This is a genomic window from Gemmiger formicilis, from assembly GCF_900167555.1.
GTDB classification, from domain to species: domain Bacteria; phylum Bacillota; class Clostridia; order Oscillospirales; family Ruminococcaceae; genus Gemmiger; species Gemmiger formicilis.
On sequence record NZ_FUYF01000025.1, the window covers coordinates 1 to 25,614 of the forward strand.

The window sequence follows — 25,614 nt, forward strand, 5'->3', positions numbered from 1 at the left end:
AAAAGGGCAGTACACCGATGCGGCAGACGATATGCTGCTAAAATTATTCTGAAAATCAAACACTAACAAAAACAAAAAACCTCATTGCAAAAAACACATTGCAATGAGGTTTTCTGGTGCGACCGGGAGGATTCGAACCTCTGGCCTTCCGGGTCGGAGCCGAACGCTCTATCCAGCTGAGCTACGATCGCTTATGTATGAAAAACGCAGTTACAGCGTATTTCAATCTTGTAAAGTAGTCAATTTCCGATAGTGGTCAATTCGTGGTCTGACTACCGTTGACCACCGTGTTTTTGCGAGCACAAATCACGATGCATCGCGCAAAATAAGGCAAAAAGCCTGCCGCGTCGCAGTTGTCGGAGGCTAGTGCTCTATCCAACTGAGCTACGGACGCAGGTTTATGAATTACTGTCAAACAGAGCCATGGCCCCGAATGCCTTTATAGTATACCAAATCCGGGAGCAAAATGCAAATGTTTTCTTGAAAAATCTCATGTCATATTCTAATCTGCCGGGGACATACCATTTTGAAAAAGCAGCGCTTCGTTCTGAAGCCTATGCCCATCGTTAGGGCTATGCCGGCGGCTGACTTTTTGCCCCGCAGACCACACCTGCCCGTGCCGGTCTGATCTTCTACCCGGGCGGCAAGGTTGAGTGCACAGCCTACGCGCCGCTGCTGCATGAGCCGGCTGTGGACGGTATGCTTTTATATTGATTTATAAAAATAGGAAAATTCTGTGCGCTCTGGCAGAGGACGGCACAAAAAAGACCCGGCATCCGCAGCAGGCGGGAGCCGGGCAGGAAAGTCAATCCTCGAGGGATTCCTCTAAGATGGCAACACAGCGCTTCATCGAAGCGTCAAATTCGTCGTCGTTATTATTCTGGAACAAAATCAGATTGTCCTTGTGCTGCGGGTCGGCGAGGTTCTCCGGGATGGCAAAGTTGCACCGGCGCAGATACTCATCCCAGTGAGCCAGCTTCCAAGTGTCGCGGTCCGAGTTGCGCTCGATCATTCGCTGGTGAACGACCTCGGGCGAGGTTTCGACCCAGATGACGGCCAGCGTCGCGCCCTTGGCGGCCAGCTTGGCCTTCAGGTCTGCGATAAAGGCGTTGTCGCGCACCTCCTGGGTGAACGGCGCATTGATCAGGACAATATCGTCGTAGTCCAATGCCTCCATGGCCAGGGCCAGAACGCAGTCATACTCATAATCGCGGATGTTCTGCTGGAAAAACGCGCTGCTGCGGTCATACGGCTGCCCGGCAACTTTGAAGATCTGCTTGGAGAGGACGATGAGCGTGTCCTTGTCGAGGTAGACAACGTGCTTTAAATTTTTAGCCAGCGCCTTTGCCACGTAGGTCTTGCCGCAGGCGGGCGGGGAGGTGACAAGGATGAGTTTTTTCTCCATGAGGAACCCTTCTCTATGTTAAACATTACACGCTTTGCGTATGATTGTATTATACGACAATAATTTAACATAGTCAACGAACCAATCCGCAAAAAGGACAGAATACCCGTTCTGTACGAAGAAGTGCGCGGTTTACAGTGGAAAGCAGAGCAAAACGCATGGACATTTGTGCGCGGTCTGCACGATTGGTGCGCAAAGAAAAAGCGCGGCCCATTGAAAAGGCCGCGCTTGAAGTTATGAGGTGTAGAGATTGCAGGGGGCATTGATTGCGTCGCACCTGCAAGCCGTTTCCGATAGGTACGGCACATCAATCCCTGCGCATCCTCCTGCCCAGCAGATAATATCCGGCCCAGTCCAGCTTGCCGAACAGGGGAGAGCCGGTCCGCCTGGCCTCGGCCATGACCCAGACAAGGCGGATGCTGCGCCAGCGGCAGGGCAGGTAGTAGGCACTGTAGCAGCCCTCAATGCGCATCCGCTCCAAAAGGGCGTGCAGCCACGGGCTGCGCAGGGCGGCATAAGCCTTGTCCCGGCGCACGGCCCTGCGCTTGGCGGGGTCGCGGCGCAGGATGTCCGCCACGCCCTCGGCGTAAACGGTCAGCTCGGCGCGGTGCAGGGGGCGCATATCCTCCTGCGGGCAGTGCGTCGCGTAGCACGCCTTGTTCAGCCGGGCAAAATGCTCGGGCCAGATCTTGCAGTAGTCGGCGTGGTATTTCGTCGAGAGTGTTCCCTCGCGGCTGCAATCGTAAAACGTCAGCGGTGCGGTCAGGATAGTGTAGGCAAAATCGGGGGAAGTCCTGCCAAGCAGGTCAATATAATCCAATACAAATTGTAAATCTTCACCTAAAGTATACTGTCTGTCAAATGCCAGCTGCTGTGCCGCCGCGGTGCGGTAGAGCTTATTCCACGGCATAGCCAGCAGACAGTCAAGCCAAAGCCGCGCCAGCATATTCTGCGGGCGGGTGGCAGTATCCGAAGTTACCGCTGCAGCGTCCTGCTCGTCAGTGGTGTAGTGCCAGAGCACAAAGCTCTGCGGCGCAGTGTTCTGGGCGTCAAGCGCCGCCTGCAAAGCGCCGGGGCGCAGCGCGTCATCTGCGTCGAGAAAGACAAGGTACTCGCTGTCCGCTGCAGTCAGTCCGGCGTTGCGCGCGGCGGACACGCCGCGGTTCTCCTGATGCAAAACCGTCACGCGGGGGTCTCTGGCGGCCCAGGCGTCGCACAGACCGCCGCTTTCGTCGGGGCTGCCGTCGACCACGAGAATACAGTGCAGCCCGCCTGTGACCTGCTGGGCCAGAACGCTGGCCACACAGCGGTCCAGTGTCGCAGCGGCCTTGTAGACCGGCACGATCACGCAGAGGGTCGGCTTGCTCACAGGGCACCTCCGTTTTCCGTCACATCGCGCACAATGCGCACAAATTCCTCATAGTAATGCGCGGTGGAAAACTCCCTGCCGCGCGCCGCGCCCGCCGCGCCCATCTCGGTGCAGAGGGCCGGGTGCTCGTACAGCATACGGATGCTCCACGCAAGCTGGTCGGTCACAGTGTCGCCGCGCTCCACCAGCACGGCCTGGCTGCCGGCCAGATACTCCGGCATACCGCCGCTGCGGGTCGCCAGCACGGGGCGTCCGCAGGCCATCGCCTCCACGGCCACAAGGCCCGCGGCCTCCTCCACCAGCGTGGGCACGCAGCACAGGTCGGCCAGGCGGTAGTAGTCGGGCAGGTCCTCATTGGGGATGTAGCCCGTGAACTGTACGCGGTTGCCCAGACTCTTGGCCTGCTGCTCCAATTTGCGCTGGAACGCGCTTTGCTGGGTGCGGGCGAAGAAGGGGCTGCCCACGATCAGCAGCTTGATGTGCGGCTCATGCAGCGCGGCAATAGCCTCCATCAGCTTATGGATGCCCTTGTCCGGGTCGAGCCGTCCGCAGTAGAGCACGACGAAATCCTCGTCGGTAAAGCCGAGCTGCGCGCGCAGCGTTTTGGATGCCGGGCCGGGGCAGAAGCGGGCCGTGTCAATGCAGTTGTGCAGAATGTAGGCCCGCTGCGGGTCAAGGGTGCTGGACTGCAGGTAATCCTCGCGGATAAAATCGCTCAGCGCCAGCACGCCGCCGTAGATGTCGTCCATCACGGGGGTGCAGGTCGTCTGGCCGTGCAGGTGCGCCAGACAACGTTTGCGGCCAAACATGCGGCTGATGGCGCTGCACTGGGTCAGGTTTCCGCCCTCGGCCACGATCAGGTCAGGCGGCGGCAGCTCCAATGCCAGCGAGAGCTGGACCTTCTGGTACCACGGGTCATAGGGCGCGGCGATCCCGGCGCACCGCTCCAGAAAGACCATCGGCCAGTAGCGGCGGTGGCCGCCCGGGCGGTTGATGTAGAGCATCTTCGTATGCTGCCAGCCCTCGGCGGCGCGGCGGGCGGCATCGTCGGTGACACTGGCGCACAGCAAATCAAGCTGCCCCTGCTTCTCGTTCTCGCGGATCAGGTGGGTCAGCAGCGTCTCCACCGCGCCGCCCTGCACCGCGGGGACCGGCAGATCCGGCGGCGGCACCAGCAGCACGCGGGGACGTCTTTCCTTGTCTAGCTTCAATAACGCCAATGTGGGCTCCTTAGAATGTGGATTTTGAACAAAAATACCGCCGCGCACGTAGGGGCGGGAATGCCCGGCCCGCGGCTTCACGTCAGAGGGCGCTTTTGGGCAGGCTGCGGGCCGGACATGTCCGGCCCCTACAGAGCAATGGACTTATTTGATCGGGCACAAACTCTGTGCGCTCATCATCGACCAGCGGGCGGCGCTCAGCTTCTCGGTCATCTTCATGTTGCGGCAGTTGGGCAGGTAGCTGATGAGCCCCTGCATCAAAAACTGCTCCTTGCTGATGGCCTTGACCAGCTCGGGCGTCGGGTACTGGCGCACCTTCGCGCAGAGGAACAGATACCGCCGCCAGCAGGCTGCATAGGCCGCGTCGATGACCGCGCGGTCCGCGTGGTTCTCAACATAAAAGCGATAGCGGTCCGCCAGACCGTCCACGGCGTCGAACGCCTCCGGGCGTATGTTCGTACGGCAGATGCTGCCGTTGCGCAGGCGGTAGTGATAGAGCGGCTTGTCGATGCAGACGACCTTGTCGCAGCGCCAGAACAGGCGGTGTGCAACGAAGTCATCCTCATGCAGGCGGCCTTCGGGGTAATGCAGCAGTTTCCAGACCTCGGCGCGGTACATCTTGTTCCACGCGACGGTGTAGACCGTGCCGTAGGGGGTGTAAAACTCGTTCAGCAGGTCCTTGCCGCAGAAAACACCCTCCTGCGTGGGGCGTGTGAAGTAGGCCGGGTCGCAGCTCTTGCCGTCCTCCTGCACGTCCTCGACAGAGCAGAGGGACATATAGGCATCGTGCTCCTCGCAGGCGTCGTACAGCGTCTGCAAAAAGCGCGGCAAAACGACATCATCGGAGTCAATAAAGGAATAATAGCGGCCTTTGGCGGCGTCGATGCCGGCGTTGCGCGCGGCGGACAGGCCCTGGTTCTCCTGATGGATGACCCGCACGCGCTCATCACGGGCAGCGTACTTGTCGCAGACCTCTCCGCAGCCGTCGGTGGAGCCGTCGTCGATGAGAAGCACCTCGATGGGCACATTGATCTTCTGGTCCAGAATGCTCTCGATGCACTCGGCCAGGTAGGGCTTCGTGTTGTAGATCGGCACGATTACACTGATCGCGATATGTTCCATAATTTATTTCCCCTTCCTCGTATGCAGGCGTCCCCAGGCAGCCGCCGCGCCGTAGGTCAGCGTGGGGCTGGCGCAGAACGCGGCAGCCCGCAGCTTCTCGCCCAGCGGCAGGTATTTGCTTGCCAGTATGTCGGGCAAAATGGCATCCAAATGCTTTTTGTGCGCCATAAACTTTGGCCTGACCTCGGGCAGGTTGCCCGCCGCATCGGACTGGCACCAGAACTGGTAAAAGATCTTCCAGTACCGCACAACGGCCCAGTCGTAGTACTCCTCGCGCCCGGGACGGGCCGAGAAGTATTGCAGCCACTCCCAGTACATCCGCAGGTCGTCGGTCTTGCGCGGCGGAAAGCCCGCTGTTGTGATCTGCCCGGCGCGGGTGCGGTAATGGTAAAGCACATCGGTCAGGCAGTTGCAGCGCTCACCCTCAAATACACGGTGCAGCACGCTGGCATCATCACCGAAAAGCATCGTCTCATCGTAATGAATGCCCTTTTCCTTAAACAACCGCGCGTCGAACAGCTTGTTCCAGCTTAAAGGCCCGTAAAAGCTGCCGGTCTGGAACGCCTCGAGCAAAAGCTCCTGCGCATCGCGCACGCCGCCCTGACGGATCGTGACCATGCGGCCTTCGATTTTTTTGCCGTCGGCGTCGATGCAGTCGCCCGCGCAGGCGGCCAGCCGCACGCCATCGACCTGCACGGCGCTGTACAGCGTTGCAAACATGGTCGGTTCTATCAAATCATCGGAATCGACCATGCCGATGTAGTCGCCGCGGGCGTTGTCCAGCCCGGTGTTGCGGGCGTGGGCCGGGCCGCCGTTCGGCTGGTGGAACACCCGGATGCGGGCATCCTCCTGTGCCAGCGCGTCGCAGACCGCGGCGGAGCCGTCGTGGCTGCCGTCATCGACGAGCAGCAGCTCAAAGTCGGTGAACGTCTGGGCCAGAATGCTCTCCACAGCCGGGCGCAGGTACGGCCCCGTGTTGTAGACGGTGGAGATTATGCTGATTTTGGGATGGTCGGACATAGGCTTTTCCTTATATAAATGAAGAAACTTCTCGGCCCCCTCTGCGAGGGGGCTCCCGCCGCAGCGGGTGGGGGAGAGAGCCTTGCGGCAATCCGAAGCATTTCGGGCTGTGGCAAGGTTCAACCCCTCCGGCTCTGCGGGCCACCTCCCCTGCTAGGGGAGGCAAGAGGCGGTGTCACAATAAATTTTGCTTCGCCATCGTATACCCCGCCAGCAACCCCGGCCAATTGCACGCCACGCCAATGCGGTACGGCACGGCCAGAAGCCTGTTCGGGTCATTCCGCAGGCGTTCCCGCAGGGCTTTGCGGGCGGCGGGGTCGGCTAAAATTTCAGCAAACAGCGCGCGGCGCTCTGCATAGGACAGCGTGCCCTTACAGCCGGTCAGCAGGCCGTACTGGTTCAGGCAGGCCCGCAGACGGCTTGCGGCCTCATAGGGGGCCGGGTCGATGCCGTTTTGCCGCAGCAAATCGGCCAGCGCCGGGCGGGTCACGCGCTCGGCGTCCAGCAAGTCCCCCCGCAGGCGGCGGGACAGACTGCCGGCCTCGGTATCATACTGCTTATAGTATACACCATCCAGACAATAAATGGCAGAGGTATTCTGTAAAAATTGTATGTTAAACAGCACGTCCTCGTTGATGGCAAGGCGCGCATCAAACCGCACCGCTCCGATGGCCGCGCGGCGGAACAGCTTGGGGTAAGGCGCGGCCAGCAGCCCCGTGTCAAACAGCAGGGGGGAGAGCGCACTGCCGAGAGCCTGTAAGTCCGGGCAGAACCCCGCGGGCAGGTAGTCGGTGGGCTTGACCGCACCGCTGCTTTCCCGCGTAAGGCCGAACAAAATCATGTCGGCGTCGGTGGTCAGGGCGTCCAGCGCGGCCCACAGACCGGGTAAAAGCGCATCGTCGGCATCCAAAAACAGCACCCAGTCCCCGTGCGCGGCGTCCAGCCCGGTATTGCGGGCCGCACCCGCGCCGCCGTTTGCACGATGCAGCGCCCTGACGCGCGGGTCAGCGGCTGCCAATTCGTCACAGAGGGCGCCCGTGTCGTCGGGGCTGCCGTCGTCGACGAGCAGGACCTCCAAATCGGCGGGCGCACCGGTCAGGGCGCTGTCCACCGCGCGGCGCAGCGTGGCCGCGGCCCTGTAGCATGGGATGATGACGGAAATGCTCACGGATGCTCCTCCTGCAAAATGCTTTCGTAGATGTGCAGTAAATCAGCGGCGTTGCGGGCCGCATCATGGGTCTGCAGTGCGCGGGCACGGGCCGCCCGGCCCATGGCCGTACCGCCGTCGGGGCTGTGCAGCACCTGCAAAACGGCGCGGGCCAGCGCGTCGGCGTCCAGCGCATCGCCGTACAAAAGACCCTCGGTGCCGTTCGCCAGCATCGAAGGAATACCGCCCACGGCGCTGGCGATGCAGGGCAGGCCCAGCAGCATGGCCTCGCCTAAGCTGTTGGGGCTGTTCTCGCAGCCGGACGGCAGTAAAAAGACGTCTGCCTCCAGATACGCCTGCCGCATGGCCGCGGCATCCAGCGGCCCGGTGTAGCGGATGTGCTCCGTCACGCCCAGCTGTGCGGCCAGCCGCTTGCAGTAGAGCTTGTAGGGGAACATTCGGTCAATGACCGGGCGCAGCAGCGGGCCCTTGTCCAGTGGCGGCCAGCCCGCAATGCGCAGCTCGGCGTCACCGTACTCGGCCAGCACGGCAGGCAGTGCCTTGATGACGGTGTGCAGGTTTTTCAGCGGGTAGTTGCCCTGGGGCAGCAGCAGCACCGGCGCGGCGGCAAAGTCCCGCGCATGCCACAGCGTACCCGTATAAAACAGCGGGCGCAGTGTCTCGTTGCAGGGGTAGTAGCGGGCGTGGGGGGCCAGCGCGGCGCAGGCGGCGCGGTCAAACGCCGTGCGGCCCGTCACATAGCGGGCGTCGGCCAGCGCTGCGGCCTCCTTTGCGGCCAGTGCGTCAAAGCTCGCCTGCATATTGTCGAGCAGCTCGCCGGGAATGATTTTATCAATGGCGTGCCACAGCGCACCGGAACGACGGTATTTTTCGGGCACGCCGTCGCAGAGGTGCGCGGCGCAGTCCCGCATAACGCCCTGTACGCTGAACAGCACGGGCAAGCCTGATGCGCGGGCAGCGTCGGCCATGACGGCGGCGGGGTCAAACTCGGTGCCCCATATATGCACAAGGTCGGGGCGCTCGGCCTGCAAAAGCGGCGCAAAGGCGGCAGTGTCGCGCACGACGCGGTAATGCACGCCGTCCGCGGTGCCGTCGGCATCCTCTTTGCCCACGCAGAGCACGGTCAGGTGCAGATCGGGGCAGGCGCGCAGCGCGGCCAGCTGCCCGGTCAGCCAGCTGCCGCTGACATCGCTGGCTCCGGCCAGCCCGCAGGCAGCCGCCGCCTGCGGCAGGGTGGTTCTGACAAGCCAAAGAATGTGCATAGGGACTCCTTTATTTTCTCTTGAATGGCCGCAGCTGACCGCTCACAACCACTTTAAAAATTCCTCCGCGACCTTCTCCGGGGTGAACTCGGGGTAGAGCCTTGCCGTCTGGGCAAAGGGCAGGGCATGACCCTGTACATTGTGCAGCCAGCTGTGCAGCTTTGCCACGGTGCCCGGCGTGACGCCGTCCTTCCGGTGCAGAACCAGCGCCAGCGGGTAGCGCGCCAGATAGGGCAGGGTGGGGTCGTTCTCGCTCACAGCCAGATGCAGTACCGGCTTGCCGGTGGCAAAATAGCCAAACAGCTTGCTGGGCATCTGGTTGTCATAGGTGTTGCCCAGACTGACAAGCACGTCGGCGCGGTTTTCCAGCGCGGCGGCCTCGTCGGGCGGCAGAAGGCCGGGACGCACAAATTTTGCCCCCAGAACACGAGCTGTCTCGTCGGCGTCGGCGGCAAAGCGCTCCCAGCCGCCGCCCGCCATCGTTAATGTTACAGCGTCGTCGTGCAGTGCGCGGAACAGCGCCAGCGCAAAGCCGGGCTCCCGCATACCGGGGTGCAGGCTGCCGCAGAAAACACACTGTATATCGTCATGTTCCACCGGCTCCATCACCCGCGGCAGCAGCGTTGGAAAGCCCAGAACGTGTACCTTTTCCCGCCACGGGGCCAGCGGTGCGCCGTCGGCGTAGTCGGGCAGGGCCTGCGGCGTGACAAAGGTCCCGTCCAGCGCGTCCAGCAGCTGCCCCTCCCGCGCAAAGCCGCCCGGGGCTGTGTAGTCCCGGTTGGAGGCATAGGGGTCCAGCTGCCACAAAAATTTCTTTCCGCGGATGGCGGCAGCTTCCAGCGCAAACGCCGTGCGGTAGGGCGCACAGACGGCACAGACTGCGTCAAAGTGAAATTCCGCGTCCAGCCGCTCGATTTCCCGTCGACTGTCCACGGTGCGGCGGGGCTGCTTCAGCACCAGCTGGCGGAACGCCGCCGCCGCTGCCGCGGGGTGTGCAGCCAGCCGGGCCAGCCGCAGCGGCACCGGCGTGCCGCCCTTTTGGCCGTTTTCCAGTGCCTCGTTCATCTGGCGCTCGTCGGCAAAGGCCAGCAGGTGCTGCATGGCCCCCTCCGGCGGGGCGGGCGGGGTGTGCAGGCCGTCCCAAAGGGTCAAAATATGTACGGTATGGTCGCGGCGGAGCAGCTGCTCCGCCAGCCGAAAGCCCATCAGGGCGTTGGCGCTGGCGGGGTTCTCCACCCGGTCCAGTACAAGTAAAATGCGCATTATTGTCGGTCCTTCAAGAAATTTCGGCACGCCCACTGCCAGAGCCGCGGCATGTGCAGCGTCAGCCAGGCCGAAAGCCGGATGCTCCGGGGCAGCAGCGGATTGCGCCCCAGCTGCGGGTCGTCGGCCCCCGCGGCAATGCCGATCTTCAGCTCGTTCAGCTGGACGCGGTAGTCTGTGGCGTTGGCACGGCGCAGGATCATGCTGGCCAGATAGACGAGCTTTTCATAGTAAAAGGCGTTCACGCTCTGCTGCATTTCGGCGGGGGCCGTGGCGCGGATCTCCGCAGCGGCGCGGCGCTGGTCGTCGATGCTCTGCGGTGGAAGGGCGCGGTGGCTGGCGCTGGCCGCGTGCTGGCGGTAGTGATAGCCTGCAAAATCGCAGAACGCACACCCCGGAGCGGCTAAAAATGCACGCCAGTTCGCCAATAGATCCTCGTTATAGGCCAGCCCGTTGTCGAGCATCTCCTCGGTCAGCAGGTCGGCGGAGAACAGCTTGTTCCACAGGCCGTAATCCACGGCGTGGTCATGCAGCAGCGCGTCCAGATGGGCGGGGCTTCGCAGGATCTTGCTGTTGCAGGGCGCGGGCGCGTCGGCGGGCACAGTGTCGGTAAAGGTATCGTACCGGCAGCAGGCCAGCGGCAGCCCGCTGTTCGTCACCGCCGCATACAGCGTGTCCAGAAACTCAGGGTGGTACAAATCGTCCGCGTCGCAGAACGCAAACCATTTGGCCCCCAGCGCCCGCCCCTCGCGCACACCCGCCGTGCGGGCCGCGCAGACACCGCTGTTGGTCTGGTGCAGCGCCACAAAGCGCTGGTCGCCCGCCGCGATGGCATCGCAGAGCGCGGGGGAGTCGTCGGTGGAGCCGTCTTCCACCAAAATGCACCGGAAGCCGTCAAATTTCTGGGCAGCAATCGCGTCGGTGCAGGCGGTCAGGAACGCCGCCGCATTATGTACAGGTACGATGACTGCGATCTCACAGGGCTTCATGGCGTCACCTCGGCATAACGGCGCAGGTAAAAGGCTTGCAGGACCTCGGCGCTCGTGTGGATGTCATATCCGGCCTTAATGGCCTTCTCCCGCGCCTGCGGGTCGCGGCGGAAGGAGGCCGCCGCAATTGTGTTTGCCCACGCGGCGGTGTCGTTCAGCGGCAGGAATTTTACCCTGTCGCTGAACGCCGCGCCGCGGTCCACCGTGTCGGCCACAAAGCAGGGCAGACCCGCGGTCTGCGCCTCCACTAGCACGACGGGCAGACCCTCGAAAAGGCTGGGCAGCAAAAAGGCGTCCATCGCGTCGTAAAAGCTCTGGATGTTGCTGCGCACGCCCGCAAAGATCACACTGTCGCCAAGGCCGAGCTCGGCGGCCAGCGCCTGCATTTTCTCCACGTAGGCAGGGTCGCCGCCGCCCAGCAGCACCAGCCGTGCCTTGGGCAGGCGGGTGCGCACGGCGGCAAAAATTTTGAGCAGTCCCGGGTGGTTCTTCTGGTCGGAGAACCGCCCCACATGGCCGAACAGGATTTCCTGATCGGTCACACCCAGCTCACCGCGCAAAAGCGCACGGCGCTGCGGGTCGCGGGCGGCAAACCGCGCCGTGTCGATGCCGTTGGGCACGACGGTGAACGGATGCTTGCCAAAAAGCATCTGCCCGGCCTTCTCACTGCACGCAAAGCGGTCCGTCAGGCCGATGTTGAAAAAGCTGCTCATAAAATGATCGAGCCGCCCCACGAAATTGCGTTCATACGCGGTATTGTGGCTGTGGCCGCACCGCACGGGGATACCCGCGCGCCGCGCCGCGGGGTTGTAGAACATGCCAAACCCGCTGTAATGGCCGTGAATGATGCGCCACTCGGGGTGGGCGGCAAACAGCGCCCGCAATTCACGCAGGTAGCGGGGCAGGTTGTTGTCCTGCCGGACGGTCAGCTTGAAGATGCGCCCGCCCAGCGCACGGATTTCATCGTCAAAAAAGCACGGTTTGTCGTAATGATAGAGAAAATCGAACTGAACCTTCTCCCGGTCGATCGTGCGGTAGACGTTCATGACAAAGGTCTCCATGCCGCCGGCGTCCATGGCGGGCATGACCTGTAAAACACGGATGGGGGGCATCAGCGTTCAGCCTCCAATGCGGTCATCTTTTGCAGCTTCTCGGCAGTTTTGGCCGGAATTTCGTCTTTGTCCGTTGCATCCTCTTTGCCGTCGCAGGAGAGCGCCCGCAGGTCACAGGTGCGGGCGCCGTCGAAGCGGTATTTATCAGCTTTCATGGGCAATGCCTCCCTGAAATTATACTTATTTATAAGTATACCCGTTTTTATGCATTTGTGCAACAGCAGGGCAAGAAAAAAGCTCCCCTTGCAAAAGGGGAGCGAAATTTCTGGCCACCTCCCTCGCAGAGGGAGGCAGGAGTTATTTCTTCGGCTTCTTTTCCGCTTCGGCGCATTTGCTGTGGCAGCCGGCACAGTTGCCGCCGCAGCCGCCCTGCCAGCCGCCGTTCTGGCAGATGAACAGGATCGCCAGCGCCAGCAGCACAAAAATAATCACAACAACGATAACACTTGCCATATCGTATACTACCTCATACGTATCTGTAAGGGTGCTTTCCGGCGCGGTTCACACCAGGCCGAACACCGTTCCTACACAGTGTACCACAAATGCCACGATCCATGCAATACCGCATTGCATCAAAACGACGCCTGCTGCGGCGCGGGCACCGCCCAGCTCACGCTTGACGGCAGCAATCGCGGCCACGCAGGGCGTGTACAGCAGGGTAAACACCAGAAACACGATGGCCGTGAACGGGGTAAACAGCGTGGTCAGTGCGGCGGTGTCCCCGCCCAGAAGGACCGTCAGCGTAGAGACAACGCTCTCCTTGGCCGTAAAGCCGGTGATCAGCGCGGTGGAAACGCGCCAGTCGCCAAAGCCCAGCGGCCTGAACAGGGGAGCAATAAAACTGCCGATAGCTGCCAGCAGGCTCTTGTCCGCCGAAGCGGCCACATTCAGACGCATGTCAAAGGTCTGCAGGAACCAGATCAGCACCGTTGCCACAAAGATAATGGTGAAGGCCTTCTGCAAAAAGTCGCGGGCTTTCTCCCAAATCAGCTGGCAGACACTGCGCGCCGAGGGAAAACGGTAGTTGGGCAGCTCCATGACGAAGGGGACAGGCTCGCCCTTATACTTGGTGAATTTCAGCAGGATCGCGTACAGGATGCCGCACAGGATACCCGTGATGTACAACCCGATCATCACGACGGCACGCCACTGCCGGGGGAAGAACGCCGTCGTGAACAGGGCGTAGATCGGCAGCTTGGCCGAGCAGCTCATGAACGGGGTGAGCAGGATCGTCATTTTGCGGTCACGGTCACTGGACAACGTGCGGGTGGCCATGATGGCGGGCACCGAGCAGCCGAAGCCGATGAGCATGGGCACAAAGCTGCGGCCCGAAAGTCCGATGCGGCGCAGCAGCTGATCCATGACGAAGGCCACACGCGCCATATAGCCGGTGTCCTCCAGAATCGACAGGAAGAAGAACAGCGTGACGATGGTCGGCAGGAAGCTCAGCACGCTGCCCACGCCCGCAAAGATGCCGTCAATAACAAGGCTGTGCACAACAGGGTTGATGCCGTAGACCGTCAGTGCGTGGTCGGTCAGGTTGGTGAGCGCGTCAATGCCCAGTGTCAGCAGATCGGACAGGCCCGCGCCGATAACACCGAACGTCAGCCAGAACACCAGTGCCATAATGCCGATGAAGCAGGGCAGGGCGGTGTATTTGCCGGTCAGGATGCGGTCAATGGCCACACTGCGCTTGTGCTCGCGGCTTTCGCCGGGGCGCACAACGGTTTTGTCGCAGAGGCGTTCAATAAAGTTGAACCGCATATCCGCCAGCGCTGCCTCGCGGTCCAGACCCGTCTCACTTTCCAGCTCGGCAATCGTGTGACCGAGCAGCTCGGTCTCGTTCGCATCGAGGTCCAGCGCGGATTCGATCAGCGTATCGCCCTCGACCAGCTTTGTTGCGGCAAAACGCAGCGGCAGCCCGGTGCGGGCAGCGTGATCCTCGATCAGATGGCTTACGGCGTGTACACAGCGGTGCACCGCACCGCCCGCGCCGTCCCCGGCGTCGCAGAAGTCAATGCGGCCCGGCGTCTCGCGGTGGCGGGCCACATGCAGGGCATGCTCGACCAGCTCGTCGATGCCCTCATTCTTGGCGGCAGAAATTGGCACAACCGGCACGCCGAGCAGCTCCTCCAGCTCGTTGACCATGATGGTGCCGCCGTTGGCGCGGACCTCATCCATCATGTTCAGCGCCAGAACCAGCGGAATGTTCAGCTCCATGAGCTGCATCGTTAAGTACAGATTGCGCTCGATGTTAGACGCATCCACAATGTTGATGATGCCGTCCGGGTGCGTGTTGAGCAGAAAATCGCGGGTGACGATCTCCTCACTGGAATAGGGGGACAGGCTGTAAATGCCCGGCAGGTCGGTGACGGTAGCCTCGGCATGGCCGCGGATGACGCCGTCCTTGCGGTCCACCGTCACACCCGGGAAGTTGCCGACGTGCTGGTTGGAGCCGGTCAGCTGGTTAAAAAGCGTCGTCTTGCCGCAGTTCTGGTTGCCGGCCAGCGCGAACCGGAGCGGCTGGCCTTTGGGAATTTCGGCCCCGCTCTTGCGGTCATGGTAGCTGGGGGCCTTGCGCAGTTCGCCCACGCCGGGGTGGGGCACCGCGGTGTGGCGCTCCTCACTGCGGGCGGCGCGGTCCGTCTCGTGGACGTTCTCCACTTCGATTTTCGCCGCGTCGTCCAGCCGCAGCGTCAGCTCATAGCCGCGCAGCTCGACCTCGATGGGGTCGCCCATCGGCGCGACCTTGCGCAGGGTGACTTCGGTGCCGGGGGTCAGGCCCATGTCCAGCAGGTGGTGGCGCAGCTCGCCCTGGCCGCCGATGGTACGCAGTACAGCATCCTGCCCGATTTTCAAATCCGCCAGTGTCATATCTACAATCCTCTTTCACTTTGAAAGTTTGACTTGTCTAACTTTTTGCAGCTATAGTGTACCACAACATCGGTGGAGATGCAAGGGCGTATTGCCCGCCCGCGGCGGTTGTGGTATACTTTTTTGCTAAAAGGAGAGGATGGTTATGAAGCTGACTGTACGCAGGGCCGCGGCGGCGGACCTGCCGACGCTTTTGCAGATTTTTGACAACGCACGGGCTTTCATGCGCACCCATGGCAACCCGCACCAGTGGCCGGACAGCTACCCCGGCGCGGCGCGCCTGGCCGCTGAGATCGAGCGCGGCGTCTGCTATGTGGTGATGGGGGAGGGGGCCATACAGGCCGTGTTCTGCCTGATCCCCGGCGACGAGCCGACCTATCGCATCATAGAGGACGGTACCTGGCCAGAGGACCTGCCCTACGCAACGATCCACCGGATGGCGTCGGCAGGGCAGGTGCGCGGCATCGGGCAGTTCTGTATTGACTGGTGCCTGCGGCAGGGCCTGCCTGTGCGTGCCGACACCCACGCCGATAACGTCTACATGCAGCGCGCGCTGGAAAAGAGCGGGTTTGTGAGGTGTGGGAGGATCTACACTGAGGATGGCTCGCCGCGGTGGGCGTATTACCATAAGGCCGCAACCCAAAAGGCTTCCTCCGCGGGGGAAGCTGTCCGCGCAGCGGACGGATGAGGGGCAGCCCTCCGCTGCAACCCGTAACCGGGCCGCAGCCGGAAGGCTGCCCCTCATCCGCCCTCGGTCAGAGCCTCGGGCACCTTCCCCCAAGGGGGAAGGCTTTTTTATTTTACTTTACCGTCCAAACACCGACCCTAAGCTGCTGAACCAGTTCGAGATGTTCTTTACCTGGGTCTGCAGGCTGTTGACGGTGTCCATCAGGGCGGGAAGCTCGGTCAGGACCTTGTTCAGGGCGTCAACATCGACCTTTTTCAGCTGTGCGGTGATTTCCGGCAGATCCTGCATCATACTGTCCAGCTGGGCCTGATCCAGTGTGTCCAGACTGGTCTGGACGGTGTCGGCCAGATCGTTCACGCGGTTGCAGGCGTCCATAACGTTGACGTAGGCCTCGTTCATCCGCCAGCTGAAGAACGCCAGCGCCGCCAGAATGATCACGCAGAGCACGACGCTCAGCACCATGCGCTTGCGCTGGTTGGCAATGATGCCGCGGTTCTGCTGATCCTGTAATTCCAGCTGGGCCTCAATGCGGTTGAGCTGCGCTTTCAGGTCGGCGGCGTCCAGCCTGCCGTCGCGGTTTTCGTCGTTGGCGCGGTTCAGCTCCGCAACGCGGTTTTTCAGCTGGTCGTCCATTTGTGTGTTCAGGTTTTCCATAGCGTACTCCCTTTGGGTAGGTTTGTAGGGGCCGGACATGTCCGGCCCTGATGTGTACGGTAAACGGGCACTTGCGGGAAGGCTGCGGGCCGGGCATGCCCGGCCCCTACGCGGCAGCAGGGTTGCTATTTCCGCGTATCCTTCATCTCAAACCAGAAGGTCGAGCCGCGGCCAACGGCGCTGTCAACGCCGAAGGCGAAGCCGTGCTGCTGTAAAATTGCCTTCGTGATGGACAGGCCCAGGCCGGTGCCGGTACGCCCGCTGTCCTGCCGCGCACGATAGTAGCGATCAAAAATGTAAGGCAGATCCTCCGGCGGGATGCCGGGGCCGTGATCCTCGATTTCAATGCGGCAGCCCTTCTCCTGCGGGATGGCCCGCAGCACAACGACACCGTCCGCACCGATGTGGTGGAACGCATTGCCCAGCAGGTTGTGCATGACCCGCTCCATCATGGCCGGGTCGGCGCTGACCGGGCAGGGCTCGTTGGCCTGCAAATCAAGCTGCCAGTGATTTTTGTCGCACAGCGCGTCGTAGCGGCCCGCGACCTCAAAGCAGAGGTCGCTCATGTCAAAGTCAACAAGATTCGGCCTTTCCGCACCGCTCTGCACTTTACTCAGCTCCATCACGCTGTTGACGAGCGTGGAAAGCCGGTTCGTCTCATCGACAATGATGTTGCACTGCTCGGTACGCTTGGCGTCGTCGCTGCCGGTCAGGTCACGCACGGTCTCGGCGTAGCCCTTTATCAGGGTCAGCGGGGTGCGCAGGTCGTGGCTGACATTCGCCAGAATGTCCTTTTCGAGCTGGGCGCTGCGCTTGACCTCGGCGGCCATGTGGTTGAAATCCTCGGCCAAACGTCCGATCTCATCGTGGCGTTCGACCTTGATCTGCACATCGTAGTTGCCGGAGGCAATCTCCTGCGCGCCGTTGGACAGCTTGCGGATCGGGTTCGTGAACCAGCGGCTGAAAAGTATCGCCAGCAGCAGGTCCAGCACCAGCAGAATCAACGCGACAGGCCCAAGGATCGCGCGCAGTACCTCGGCAGCCGTCGTGATCTGCGCCAGACTTGCCGAGACAATAACCCCGTACTGCCCGTCGGCGGAGAGCCGCCCGACGCACATCTGCATCGAGGAGCCAATCTTTACGATCTGGTACAGCGAGCCGTCCTGAAACAGCTTTTGCCGCAGCTGAATGGCAATGCGGGTGTCCAGATTGTAGCCGAACTCCCCGCCGAACGCGCCGGTGCTCTCATGCAGCAGGCAGGGGTACATGCTCTCGTAGGCTTTCAGGCAGCGCAGCGTTGAATCGGAGAAATCCACGCAGTTGCCGTCAACGTTGATTTTTTTGTCCCGGAACGTCTGGCTCACGCCGCTCCAGAATTCATCGTTCAGATAGAGCCCCTGATAGGTGCGGCTTGAAATTTCCGCGTCCGACTGGTCGATCAGCGCCGTGATGGCGGCGGCCTTGCTGTCCAGCTTGGCGCGAATGTTGCGGTTGTACTGCGGCTCCAGCGCGTAGGTGATGATCCCCCACACCAGCAGCAGCGTAAAGAGCGTGATGCCGCCGATAAAGAGCATCAGCTGCCATTGAATGCCGGGCGCAAAGGGGCGCTTTTGCTTTATTTCGTCCTTTTTCATACAGCGTCCGGGTCAAACTTGTACCCGATGCCCCACACGGTCACGATCATCTTACGGCAGGCACCCAGATGGCCGCGCAGCATCTTGACGTGGGTATCGACGGTGCGGTCCTCGCCGTAATAGTCATAGTTCCAGACCTTTTGCAGGATCTTTTCGCGGCTCAGCGCAATGCCCTTGTTGCTGACCAGAAAAACCAGCAGATCAAACTCCTTCGGGGTCAACGACGCCTCCTGCCCGGCCACCTTTACGCTGTGGCTGGCCGTGTCGATGGACAAATCGCCGAAGGTATAACTCCCGGTGGCCTCGGCGGGCTTGGGCATCGTGCGGGCCAGCACGGCCTTGACACGGGCGACCAGCTCCCGCGGGGAGAACGGCTTGACGACATAGTCATCGGCACCGCTCTCCAGCCCGGTCAGCTTGTCGTATTCCTCGCTGCGGGCGGTCAGCATGATCACGGGTGTCATGATCTTGCGGGTGCGCATCTCCCGCAGGCAGGTCATGCCGTCCATAAACGGCATCATAATGTCCAGAATTACCAGATCAATGCCGCCCTGGCTCAGCACGCTCAGCGCGGCGGTGCCGTCGCCGGCCTCCTCACAGGTAAAGCCCGCGTATTGCAGATGCTCGCGGATGAGGTCCCGGATGCGCGGCTCATCATCCACGATCAGAATTTTAGCCATAGGAATACCCTCCTTATACATCTATATTACCACAATACAATGCAAGAGTGGAAGAATTGTGAAAAAAAATAAAACTTTTATAAAAATGTTTGCTTATATCCGGGTCCCGCCATGTAACTTTAAGGAAAGGCATCCTTTTTGCAAAACCTGTTGCAATTTGCCGCTGTACGCGGTACAATGACGGCAGGAGCGTGAGCGATTATGAAAATTCTGCTTTGCATTGTCTTACTTCTGGTGGTTCTGACGCTGTTCGCCGTCTGGCCGGGCAAGCGGCGGGACGCCCTGCGTGCGCCGTTTCTGGGCCGCAACTGCGCACACCGCGGGTTCTTCGGCAAGGATCAGCGCCCGCCGGAGAACAGCCTGCCCGCCTTTGCCGCGGCGGCCCAAAACGGCTACGGCATTGAGCTGGATGTACAGTTTACCGCGGACCGGCGGCTTGTGGTTTTCCACGATGATACGCTGGATCGTATGACACCGGCCAAGGGCTTTGTCCATGATATGCCGTGGGCGGAGTTCTCGGCCCAGCCGCTGGCCGGCAGCGACGAGCACCCGCCTCTGTTTGCCGATATGCTGCGCACCGTCGCCGAGGCCAACCCCGACACGCCGCTGATCGTCGAGATCAAGAGCCGCAGCGAGTACAAGCATACCTATCTGGAGGAGCTTTGCCGCGCAACGATTGCCGAGCTCAAGACCTACCCCGGTCCCTACTGCATCGAGAGCTTCGACCCTCGCGTCGTGGGCATCGTGCGGCGGCAGGCCCCCGGTCTGCTGCGCGGTCAGCTGGCCGACAGCTACCGGAGCTACCGCAAGACCGGTGCGCATCCCGTGCCCGCGTTCGTGTTCTCCCACTGCCTGGGCAACTTTTTGGGGCGGCCTGATTTTATTGCCTGGTGTCCCGAAAAGCGCAACTGGGCCGTGCGTCTCTGCGCGCGCCTAGGTGCCATGATGGTCATGTGGACCGCCCTGCCCGAGCATGACACCCGGAAGCTCGAGGCCGAGAACGACGCGGTCATTTTCCAGTGGTACGCGCCGAAACAGCAGTATAAGTAATGTGTATGGCCGTTGCCATTGCGGGCGGATATGGAATCCGCCCCTGCGGACAGGGTGCCGCGTTTCGTCGTAGGGGCGCATTCAATATGCGCCCGCCACCCGCCGCGCACTGAACACATAAAACGCGCAGCCCCCGCATACATTGCATTGACAATGTGTGAGGGGGCTGCGCTTATGTTTTTATTTACCGTTACAAAACCCGGTCTGCGGCAGGCGGGCGCGCTGGCTCTGTGCGCCGTCTGCCTGTGCGGCACGGTGGCCGCGGCGGTGCATTTTTCCGGCGGGGCAGTCACGGCGTCCGCCGCGGCGGTGCCGGGCATCGAGACCACGCAGGACATCGGGACTTATTTTACCGGCTACGGCTTTGACACCGACCTGGCCAGTGCGGCGGTGGACAAAGTGAAGATCCCCAAAAAGTGGGACGACAGCTTTGCCGCCTTCAACCAGATCGTGCAGGAAAGCGGCCTTGACCTGGCCGATTACAAGGGCAAGACCGTGGAAAAGTGGACTGTGCTCTGCCCGCAGCTCTCCACGGGCGACCATGACACCTACTGTGTGCTGCTGGTCTACAAGGCTAAGGCCGTGGGGGCATATTTACTGCAAAAGCCGTCCGGCGAGGTGACAGGGCTTATCACTGCCGCCAAGGCCGGTGCAGAAGCCGCCTCGGAGGAGGAAACCGTGGAAATTTCCGCCGACGCCTACCCGGAGGAGTAAACGCCGTAGGGGCGGATTCAAACTGTCAAAAAATTGCATTCCTGCCTTATTGCGTATGTAGGGGCGACCATTGGTCGTCCGCCAACTTACCGCAGCAACGTATTTTCCGGGAGAGTTTCTTGCAAGGCAAACGGGCACGGGCGAGCAATGCTCGCCCCTACAAGAGTTTTTCGACAGTCTGCATCCGCCCGCGGAGCTTTACGTCGGCTGCCTTTTATTCATCCAACCACCGTTCCCGCGGCAGCGCAAACACTGCGCCGCAGAGCAGCAGCAGAGCGGGGTCGCTGGTCAGGTGGGTGACCTGGCTCTCCATGTAGCCATAGGCCAGCATGACCAGAAGGCAGGCCACGGCCTGCCACTGCCCGCGTCGGGCATAGCCGTACAGCGCCGTCATCATCAGCGCGCAGACCAGCACGACCATCACGGGGCCGGTCAGGTAGAGCAGATACACAAAAATATTGTCCAGCGCGGGCCAGTCCGGGAGCATCTGGCCCGCAATTTTTATGTCGAACACCCGGTATGCCGCCCATGCCAGCGAGATGCGGCAGGTCAGCAGGTCGTCGAGCTTCTTCAGCCAGCCGGGGCCGATGTCGTTGGCCCACGGCCCGACTTTTACAACGAACAGCGGTAAAATATAACTGACCGCGGCCAGCACCGGCACCGTGGCCGCGCAGAGCGCTGCCAGCGGTCTGCTGCCCGGGTGCAGCCCCCTGCGGGTGCGCAGCTTTGCCAGTGCCAGCAGCAAAACGAGCAAAAACGTGCAGAGCGCCGCGGACCGGGACTTGGGGCCGACCATCAGGAACACGCCCACGGCGGCCACGCCCGCCAGTTCCGGCCAGGTCAGCCTGGTGCGGCGCAGCAGCACCCACGCCAGCAGCAGGCCGAACATTACCCCGCCGAAGGTGTTGGGGTGGCCGTAGCCGAACATCAGGCGGTAGCTGCCGTTGCGCTCACTGGCCGCGTCGGGCGCGATGATGCCCGCGAAGTGCAGCAGCTCCACCAGCGCCAGCGTCGGCACGCCGCAGGCCAGAAATGCCTTCATCACACGGCGCAGCGGCACGTCCTTGGCGGCCAGCAGGGCCACGCAAAGCCCCAGCCACCAGATGTTCTGCCCGTTGAAGTAGACCCACCGCGCCACAAAGTACAGCAGTCCGGCGCAGACCATGCTGCGGCCATTGTACTTTGTGCCCAGCAGGATCTTAAAGCCGAAGCAGAGATACATGACCCAGTCCAGCACGGGGGAGACCCGCGTCTGCAGCCAGGGCCAGTTTTCCCGCGCCATGCTGTTGTTGAACACAACGATGAACTCATACACCATCACGCCCAGCAAAAACGCCCATGCACCGTATTTTTGGCGCACCGACGCATAGCGCGTGGTGAACAGCAGCCGTTCCTCGCCCCACCAGACAGCAGGGACGCGCCTGTGCCGCAGCACGGGCAGAAAATCAAGCACAGCCGCCAGCGCCAGAAACGCCAGCAGCCCATTTGCAAAACCAAACAAAGGGACAAACCTCCCGTTTTCCTTCTTGGCCCCCTCTGCGTGGGGGAGAGAGCCCTGCGGTAATCCGAAATGCTTCGGGCGGAAACAAGGCTTTTCCAGCCAACCATGCAAACACATTATAAACATTCCACCCGCCGTTTGACAAGCCTTTTGCAGAATGTTATTCTTATACTGTACAATTATTTCCGGGAGGATGCCCCTATGAACGCAGAGCAATATCGCGCCGTCATCGGGTGGTTCAATGCACGGCCAGCCGCCAAAAAGGCGCTGCGGCTCGTCAGCCGCAGCGCCGTGGCGCTCGTCTACCTGCTGTACCTGGGTATGCTGGCCTGGCTGGCGTGGCACCGGATGGGACAGCTTTGGCCCGCGCTCGTCGTGCCCGCGTCGGCGTTCGTCGTCGGCACGCTGGTGCGCAAGCTCATTGACCGCCCGCGGCCCTACACGGCGCTGGGCTTTACGCCGCTTTTCCCCAAGGACAAGACCGGCCAGAGCATGCCCAGCCGCCACTGCTTTTCGGCGGCGGCCATTGCCGGGACGGCGTGGTACGTGCTGCCGCCGCTCGGCGCGGTGCTGGCCGTGCTGGGCGTTCTCATTGCGATTTCCCGCGTCGTGACCGGCGTACACTATATCAGCGACGTGCTGGCCGGTCTCGCGTTCGGCAGCGTCTTTGCCGTGCTTGGCTGGAACGCCTTTGTGCTGGCCGCGTCGGCGCTGGGCTTTTACGCCATTATGCTATTATAAAAAGGAACAGACTTATGAAAAAATGGACCGCTGCGGCCCTCGCCGCGCTGACTGCCCTGACCCTGACCGGGTGCAGCTTTCAGGATGTGATGCTCTACCTCTACGGCGGCGACAGCTTTGTGACAAGCGCCGAGCCGGACTACACCACCTGCGACGGCGACAACGGCGTGACCGTCGTCTATGACCAGAACCAATGGGAACAGCCCGTCATGGCGCAGGACGACACGCTGTCGCTGACCACGGGCAACCAGCTGAGTTACACGGTGGTGCTTTTGCAGACCACCGACACCTACACGGATTTTCTTGCCCAGTCGGGGCAGGAGTTGGAGGAAACGACCGGCACGGTCCGGTATGATATCGGCTTTACCGTACCCGATGCCGCTGTGTCGGCAGTGCGCTATGACTGCGGCAGCTACCAGACGATCTTTGCCCAGATCGACTACGATTGCGGCGAGACGATCTATGTCACGGCCGCTGCCCGCACGCAGGATTATGAGCCGATCATCGCACTTTTGCAGAACGTCTGGCCCACCGGCCATGCCCCGGAAAACGCCCGGACCGCCGATAAAACGACCAAGGCTGTGACCGAGGACGACGTCAACGGGGGGCGGAGCAAGAGTTTGGCGTAAAGATAAAACGGCAAAAGCCCCTCCGGTCATTGCTGCGCTCGACCACCTCCCCTTACAGGGGAGGCTTTCCGCGGGCCTTGCCGCCCGCCGGAGGTCTCTGACATCCCGTTTTATTTGCCAAATTTACCGGATGAAATTTGTCCGCTTGTCATTCTCCGCCACAGGTGCCGCAATGCCCGCCGCCTTGCCGGCCTCGATGCACCTGAGCATCCACGCCATGTTGCGGCCCAGGTTGCGCATGATCTGCAGGCCCTCCTCGTCGGAGAGAACCTCCTCGGCCTTGCCGCCGTGGACCATCGGCCAGTAGGTAGAACTGATGAGCGGCATCTCAAAGAACTGCGGCACCTTTTCCATGGCCTCCAGCGCCGTCGTCGTGCCCGCGCGGCGGGCGCTTGTCACGACAGCCGCGGGCTTGTGGCGCAGGTATTTGCCGCCGCTGATGGCCAGCCGGTGCATAAAGCCCAGCATGCTGGCCGCCGCCGTGGCGTAGTGGACCGGCGCGCCGAACACGATGCCGTCGGCCTTCTCGACCAGCGGCAGCACGTCGGCCACAGGGCCGCCGAACACGCATTTGCCCGCCTTGCTGCAGCCGCCGCAGCCCACACAGCCGCCCACCGGCGCTGAGCCGATGTGGAAAATCGTCGTCTCGATGCCTGCTTCGTTCAGCACCTTGGCCATCTCGGTCAGGGCTGCGTTGGTGCAGCCGTTTTTGTGCGGACTGCCGTTGATCAACAATACATTCATAGTAAGTACCTCCGTTTTGGATTTGCTCTTATTACCATTGTAGCACGCCTTGCAAACGATGTGCAAGAGAAAGGCCGTTTCCTATGCCAAACACCTGTGTCAATTACGAGAAAAAATGCGGCGGCTGCCCGCTGCTGGCGCTGCCCTACCGTGAACAGCTTGCCCAAAAACAGGCCCGCCTGCAGGAGCTGCTGGGCGGGTTTGCCCCGGTCAAGGCCGTGCAGGGCATGGCCGAGCCGCTGCACTACCGCAACAAGGCCATTGCCAGCTTTGCCACCCAGCGCGGCAAACTCGTCTGCGGCCTGTATGCCGAGGGCACCCACCGCGTCCTGCCCGGCGCGGACTGCCTTTTGCAGGAGGAAATTTTGAATAAGACGCTCGCCGCCGTGCTGGACGCTGCCCGCGCTTGCCGCTGGACCGCCTACGATGAGGACCGCGGCATCGGCCTTTTGCGCCATACCGTGCTGCGCAGCTCCTGCAGCGGTAAGGTGCTGGTCACGTTGGTCACGCCCGGCCCCGACCTGCCCGGCAGCAAGAATTTCTGCACGGCTCTGCGCAAAAAAGCGCCTTGGGTCGTCAGCATCGTGCAGAATATTAACCCCACCCGCTCCAGCGCCGTGCTGGGCAGCCGCGAGAAAACGCTCTACGGCCCCGGCTTTGTGCTGGATACGCTGTGCGGCACGCAGTTTGCCATTTCGTCCCGCAGCTTTTACCAGGTCAACCGCACACAGACCGAGGTTTTGTACAAGAAAGCGCTGGAGCTTGCCAAGCTGACGGGCCGCGAGACGGTTATTGACGCTTACTGCGGCATCGGCACGATTGGCCTCTGCGCTGCACCGCTGGCCAAACAGGTCATCGGTGTTGAGCGCAACCCCGCCGCCGTGAAGGACGCCGCCGCCAACGCCCGCCGCAACAAAATTGCAAATGCCCGCTTTATCTGCGCCGACGCCACCGAATGGATGGCCGCCGCGGCCGGGGAGGGCCTGCACCCGGATGTAGTGTTCCTTGACCCGCCCCGCGCGGGCAGTACGCCGGCGTGCATCGCGGCAGTCAACAAAATGAAGCCGCGCCGCGTCGTCTACGTCAGCTGCGACCCCGAGACCCTCGCCCGCGACGTCGCCGCCTTCACCCGCCTCGGCTGGCGCCCCGCCAGGTTCTGCCCGGTAGATCTGTTCCCGCAGACGCGGCATGTGGAGACGGTTGTCTTGCTTTCCAAGGGCGAGGTCGACTCGAAAAAGATTCGGGTTGAGTTCTCTTTGGAAGATATGGATATGTCCGAATTTCAGGATGGGGCAACCTACACCCAGATCAAAGACTATGTGCTGGAGCATAGCGGGTTAAAGGTATCCAATCTTTATATCTCACAGATTAAGAGGAAATGTGGGATTGAAGTTGGCAAGAATTACAATTTGCCGAAGTCCGAGGATTCCAGACAGCCACAGTGCCCACCGGAAAAAGAGAAAGCGATCCGAGAAGCATTCAAATATTTTGGGATGATCTAACATCCTGCAAAATGGAGGTTTCTTATGGATAGATTGATTTCTTGTGAGTTTAACATGGATACCGCTTGTGTGGAATTGAAATTTTTTGATGGCAGCAAGATTGCCATTGATACGTTTGCGGTGGAAAACGAGGTTGCCGACAATATGTATCAGCGGTCAGAACTGGATTATCTGATCTACAATGACCCGATTGGATATGCAGACCTTGTTTTGAACGGAAACCCCGAAATTTATCTAAAAACTGTAACTGAATGTAAACCCTTAGATTAAAAC

The 25,614-nt window shown here is 61.4% G+C and carries 25 protein-coding genes and 1 tRNA gene; 7 read left to right on the top strand and 19 right to left on the bottom strand.

The features are described from left to right. Positions 1-114: 114 nt before the first annotated feature. The 14 genes from B5D32_RS12845 to feoB all read right to left on the bottom strand — a co-directional run bounded on the left by B5D32_RS12845 (position 115) and on the right by feoB (position 14,804). A tRNA-Arg gene (locus B5D32_RS12845) sits at positions 115-191 on the bottom strand. Between the two features lie 614 nt (positions 192-805). Next, on the bottom strand, positions 806-1,405 hold the full coding sequence (locus tag B5D32_RS12850) for a P-loop nucleotide/nucleoside kinase family protein (protein ID WP_078785401.1): 600 nt from the start codon (positions 1,403-1,405) through the stop codon (positions 806-808). A gap of 307 nt (positions 1,406-1,712) precedes the next feature. Further along, the gene (locus B5D32_RS12855) at positions 1,713-2,774 is read right to left on the bottom strand and encodes a glycosyltransferase family 2 protein (protein ID WP_159447048.1); all 1,062 of its coding nucleotides are present in this window, start codon (positions 2,772-2,774) and stop codon (positions 1,713-1,715) included. Further along, positions 2,771-3,994 carry a glycosyltransferase family 4 protein gene (locus B5D32_RS12860; RefSeq protein WP_159447049.1) on the bottom strand — a complete coding sequence of 408 codons (1,224 nt, stop codon included), beginning with the start codon at positions 3,992-3,994 and terminating at the stop codon, positions 2,771-2,773. Before B5D32_RS12860 ends, B5D32_RS12855 begins: the two co-directional genes overlap by 4 nt. A 144-nt stretch (positions 3,995-4,138) precedes the next feature. Next, positions 4,139-5,116, bottom strand: a complete 978-nt coding sequence (locus tag B5D32_RS12865) for a glycosyltransferase family 2 protein (RefSeq protein WP_078785404.1) — start codon at positions 5,114-5,116, stop codon at positions 4,139-4,141. 3 nt (positions 5,117-5,119) lie between these two features. Then, positions 5,120-6,136, bottom strand: coding sequence for a glycosyltransferase family 2 protein (locus B5D32_RS12870; RefSeq protein WP_078785405.1), 1,017 nt, complete (start codon positions 6,134-6,136; stop codon positions 5,120-5,122). A gap of 175 nt (positions 6,137-6,311) precedes the next feature. Continuing rightward, a complete protein-coding gene (locus B5D32_RS12875) occupies positions 6,312-7,304 on the bottom strand; it encodes a glycosyltransferase family 2 protein (protein ID WP_078785406.1) in 993 nt (330 codons plus the stop codon). Further along, a complete protein-coding gene (locus B5D32_RS12880; protein ID WP_078785407.1) occupies positions 7,301-8,566 on the bottom strand; it encodes a glycosyltransferase family 4 protein in 1,266 nt (421 codons plus the stop codon). The genes B5D32_RS12875 and B5D32_RS12880 overlap by 4 nt, the downstream gene beginning before the upstream one ends. 42 nt (positions 8,567-8,608) lie before the next feature. Next, the gene (locus B5D32_RS12885) at positions 8,609-9,829 is read right to left on the bottom strand and encodes a glycosyltransferase family protein (RefSeq protein ID WP_078785408.1); all 1,221 of its coding nucleotides are present in this window, start codon (positions 9,827-9,829) and stop codon (positions 8,609-8,611) included. Beyond that, complete coding sequence (locus B5D32_RS12890) at positions 9,829-10,818, bottom strand: glycosyltransferase family 2 protein (RefSeq protein WP_078785409.1); 990 nt, start codon at positions 10,816-10,818, stop codon at positions 9,829-9,831. Before B5D32_RS12890 ends, B5D32_RS12885 begins: the two co-directional genes overlap by 1 nt. Then, positions 10,815-11,930: a glycosyltransferase gene (locus B5D32_RS12895; protein ID WP_078785410.1), complete on the bottom strand. Its 1,116-nt coding sequence runs from the start codon at positions 11,928-11,930 to the stop codon at positions 10,815-10,817. The genes B5D32_RS12890 and B5D32_RS12895 overlap by 4 nt, the downstream gene beginning before the upstream one ends. Continuing rightward, positions 11,930-12,085 (bottom strand): hypothetical protein, encoded by a 156-nt coding sequence (locus tag B5D32_RS15250; RefSeq protein ID WP_159447050.1) that lies wholly within the window; start codon positions 12,083-12,085, stop codon positions 11,930-11,932. The genes B5D32_RS12895 and B5D32_RS15250 overlap by 1 nt, the downstream gene beginning before the upstream one ends. A 142-nt stretch (positions 12,086-12,227) precedes the next feature. After that, positions 12,228-12,383: a FeoB-associated Cys-rich membrane protein gene (locus tag B5D32_RS12900; protein ID WP_078785411.1), complete on the bottom strand. Its 156-nt coding sequence runs from the start codon at positions 12,381-12,383 to the stop codon at positions 12,228-12,230. 48 nt (positions 12,384-12,431) lie between these two features. Beyond that, positions 12,432-14,804, bottom strand: coding sequence for a ferrous iron transport protein B (feoB, locus tag B5D32_RS12905; RefSeq protein WP_078785412.1), 2,373 nt, complete (start codon positions 14,802-14,804; stop codon positions 12,432-12,434). 145 nt (positions 14,805-14,949) lie between these two features. Here feoB and B5D32_RS12910 point away from each other — a divergent pair, with 145 nt between their 5' ends. Then, a complete protein-coding gene (locus B5D32_RS12910; RefSeq protein WP_143402765.1) occupies positions 14,950-15,492 on the top strand; it encodes a GNAT family N-acetyltransferase in 543 nt (180 codons plus the stop codon). 117 nt (positions 15,493-15,609) lie between these two features. Here B5D32_RS12910 and B5D32_RS12915 read toward each other — a convergent pair whose 3' ends face one another. From B5D32_RS12915 to B5D32_RS12925, 3 genes are all read right to left on the bottom strand, one after another. Next, positions 15,610-16,146 (bottom strand): hypothetical protein, encoded by a 537-nt coding sequence (locus B5D32_RS12915; protein ID WP_078785413.1) that lies wholly within the window; start codon positions 16,144-16,146, stop codon positions 15,610-15,612. A gap of 125 nt (positions 16,147-16,271) precedes the next feature. Then, positions 16,272-17,780: a sensor histidine kinase gene (locus B5D32_RS12920; protein WP_078785414.1), complete on the bottom strand. Its 1,509-nt coding sequence runs from the start codon at positions 17,778-17,780 to the stop codon at positions 16,272-16,274. Next, positions 17,777-18,460 (bottom strand): response regulator transcription factor, encoded by a 684-nt coding sequence (locus tag B5D32_RS12925; RefSeq protein ID WP_078785415.1) that lies wholly within the window; start codon positions 18,458-18,460, stop codon positions 17,777-17,779. Before B5D32_RS12925 ends, B5D32_RS12920 begins: the two co-directional genes overlap by 4 nt. A gap of 201 nt (positions 18,461-18,661) precedes the next feature. Here B5D32_RS12925 and B5D32_RS12930 point away from each other — a divergent pair, with 201 nt between their 5' ends. Then, a complete protein-coding gene (locus B5D32_RS12930) occupies positions 18,662-19,510 on the top strand; it encodes a glycerophosphodiester phosphodiesterase (RefSeq protein WP_078785416.1) in 849 nt (282 codons plus the stop codon). A 174-nt stretch (positions 19,511-19,684) separates the two neighbouring features. Next, positions 19,685-20,224, top strand: coding sequence for a DUF4830 domain-containing protein (locus B5D32_RS12935; protein WP_159447051.1), 540 nt, complete (start codon positions 19,685-19,687; stop codon positions 20,222-20,224). Between the two features lie 214 nt (positions 20,225-20,438). On the opposite strand, the gene B5D32_RS12940 is transcribed toward B5D32_RS12935, so the two are convergent. Continuing rightward, complete coding sequence (locus B5D32_RS12940; protein ID WP_078785418.1) at positions 20,439-21,725, bottom strand: hypothetical protein; 1,287 nt, start codon at positions 21,723-21,725, stop codon at positions 20,439-20,441. A gap of 201 nt (positions 21,726-21,926) precedes the next feature. On the opposite strand from B5D32_RS12940, the gene B5D32_RS12945 reads away from it, so the two are divergent. Then, positions 21,927-22,466 (top strand): phosphatase PAP2 family protein, encoded by a 540-nt coding sequence (locus tag B5D32_RS12945; protein WP_159447052.1) that lies wholly within the window; start codon positions 21,927-21,929, stop codon positions 22,464-22,466. Between the two features lie 14 nt (positions 22,467-22,480). Further along, positions 22,481-23,095, top strand: a complete 615-nt coding sequence (locus B5D32_RS12950; RefSeq protein ID WP_078785420.1) for a hypothetical protein — start codon at positions 22,481-22,483, stop codon at positions 23,093-23,095. A 123-nt stretch (positions 23,096-23,218) separates the two neighbouring features. Here the strand turns inward: B5D32_RS12950 and B5D32_RS12955 are convergent, their stop codons facing one another. Then, on the bottom strand, positions 23,219-23,839 hold the full coding sequence (locus tag B5D32_RS12955) for a flavodoxin family protein (RefSeq protein ID WP_078785421.1): 621 nt from the start codon (positions 23,837-23,839) through the stop codon (positions 23,219-23,221). Positions 23,840-23,922: 83 nt separating this feature from the next. Here B5D32_RS12955 and rlmD point away from each other — a divergent pair, with 83 nt between their 5' ends. Continuing rightward, positions 23,923-25,341, top strand: a complete 1,419-nt coding sequence (rlmD, locus tag B5D32_RS12960; RefSeq protein ID WP_078785422.1) for a 23S rRNA (uracil(1939)-C(5))-methyltransferase RlmD — start codon at positions 23,923-23,925, stop codon at positions 25,339-25,341. A gap of 24 nt (positions 25,342-25,365) precedes the next feature. Beyond that, complete coding sequence (locus tag B5D32_RS12965) at positions 25,366-25,611, top strand: DUF6061 family protein (RefSeq protein ID WP_055297409.1); 246 nt, start codon at positions 25,366-25,368, stop codon at positions 25,609-25,611. The last annotated feature ends 3 nt before the right edge of the window (positions 25,612-25,614 follow it).

Coding starts and splice junctions, on each gene's coding strand:
- rlmD (WP_078785422.1), top strand. CDS start 23,923: ATGCCAAACACCTGTGTCAATTACGAGAAAAAATGCGGCGGCTGCCCG.
- B5D32_RS12965 (WP_055297409.1), top strand. CDS start 25,366: ATGGATAGATTGATTTCTTGTGAGTTTAACATGGATACCGCTTGTGTG.
- B5D32_RS12895 (WP_078785410.1), bottom strand. CDS start 11,930: ATGCCCCCCATCCGTGTTTTACAGGTCATGCCCGCCATGGACGCCGGC.
- B5D32_RS12890 (WP_078785409.1), bottom strand. CDS start 10,818: ATGAAGCCCTGTGAGATCGCAGTCATCGTACCTGTACATAATGCGGCG.
- B5D32_RS12865 (WP_078785404.1), bottom strand. CDS start 5,116: ATGGAACATATCGCGATCAGTGTAATCGTGCCGATCTACAACACGAAG.
- B5D32_RS12925 (WP_078785415.1), bottom strand. CDS start 18,460: ATGGCTAAAATTCTGATCGTGGATGATGAGCCGCGCATCCGGGACCTC.
- B5D32_RS12910 (WP_143402765.1), top strand. CDS start 14,950: ATGAAGCTGACTGTACGCAGGGCCGCGGCGGCGGACCTGCCGACGCTT.
- B5D32_RS12920 (WP_078785414.1), bottom strand. CDS start 17,780: ATGAAAAAGGACGAAATAAAGCAAAAGCGCCCCTTTGCGCCCGGCATT.
- B5D32_RS12955 (WP_078785421.1), bottom strand. CDS start 23,839: ATGAATGTATTGTTGATCAACGGCAGTCCGCACAAAAACGGCTGCACC.
- B5D32_RS12900 (WP_078785411.1), bottom strand. CDS start 12,383: ATGGCAAGTGTTATCGTTGTTGTGATTATTTTTGTGCTGCTGGCGCTG.
- B5D32_RS12930 (WP_078785416.1), top strand. CDS start 18,662: ATGAAAATTCTGCTTTGCATTGTCTTACTTCTGGTGGTTCTGACGCTG.
- B5D32_RS12870 (WP_078785405.1), bottom strand. CDS start 6,136: ATGTCCGACCATCCCAAAATCAGCATAATCTCCACCGTCTACAACACG.
- B5D32_RS12945 (WP_159447052.1), top strand. CDS start 21,927: ATGAACGCAGAGCAATATCGCGCCGTCATCGGGTGGTTCAATGCACGG.
- B5D32_RS12850 (WP_078785401.1), bottom strand. CDS start 1,405: ATGGAGAAAAAACTCATCCTTGTCACCTCCCCGCCCGCCTGCGGCAAG.
- B5D32_RS12915 (WP_078785413.1), bottom strand. CDS start 16,146: ATGGAAAACCTGAACACACAAATGGACGACCAGCTGAAAAACCGCGTT.
- B5D32_RS15250 (WP_159447050.1), bottom strand. CDS start 12,085: ATGAAAGCTGATAAATACCGCTTCGACGGCGCCCGCACCTGTGACCTG.
- feoB (WP_078785412.1), bottom strand. CDS start 14,804: ATGACACTGGCGGATTTGAAAATCGGGCAGGATGCTGTACTGCGTACC.
- B5D32_RS12950 (WP_078785420.1), top strand. CDS start 22,481: ATGAAAAAATGGACCGCTGCGGCCCTCGCCGCGCTGACTGCCCTGACC.
- B5D32_RS12935 (WP_159447051.1), top strand. CDS start 19,685: ATGTTTTTATTTACCGTTACAAAACCCGGTCTGCGGCAGGCGGGCGCG.
- B5D32_RS12880 (WP_078785407.1), bottom strand. CDS start 8,566: ATGCACATTCTTTGGCTTGTCAGAACCACCCTGCCGCAGGCGGCGGCT.
- B5D32_RS12885 (WP_078785408.1), bottom strand. CDS start 9,829: ATGCGCATTTTACTTGTACTGGACCGGGTGGAGAACCCCGCCAGCGCC.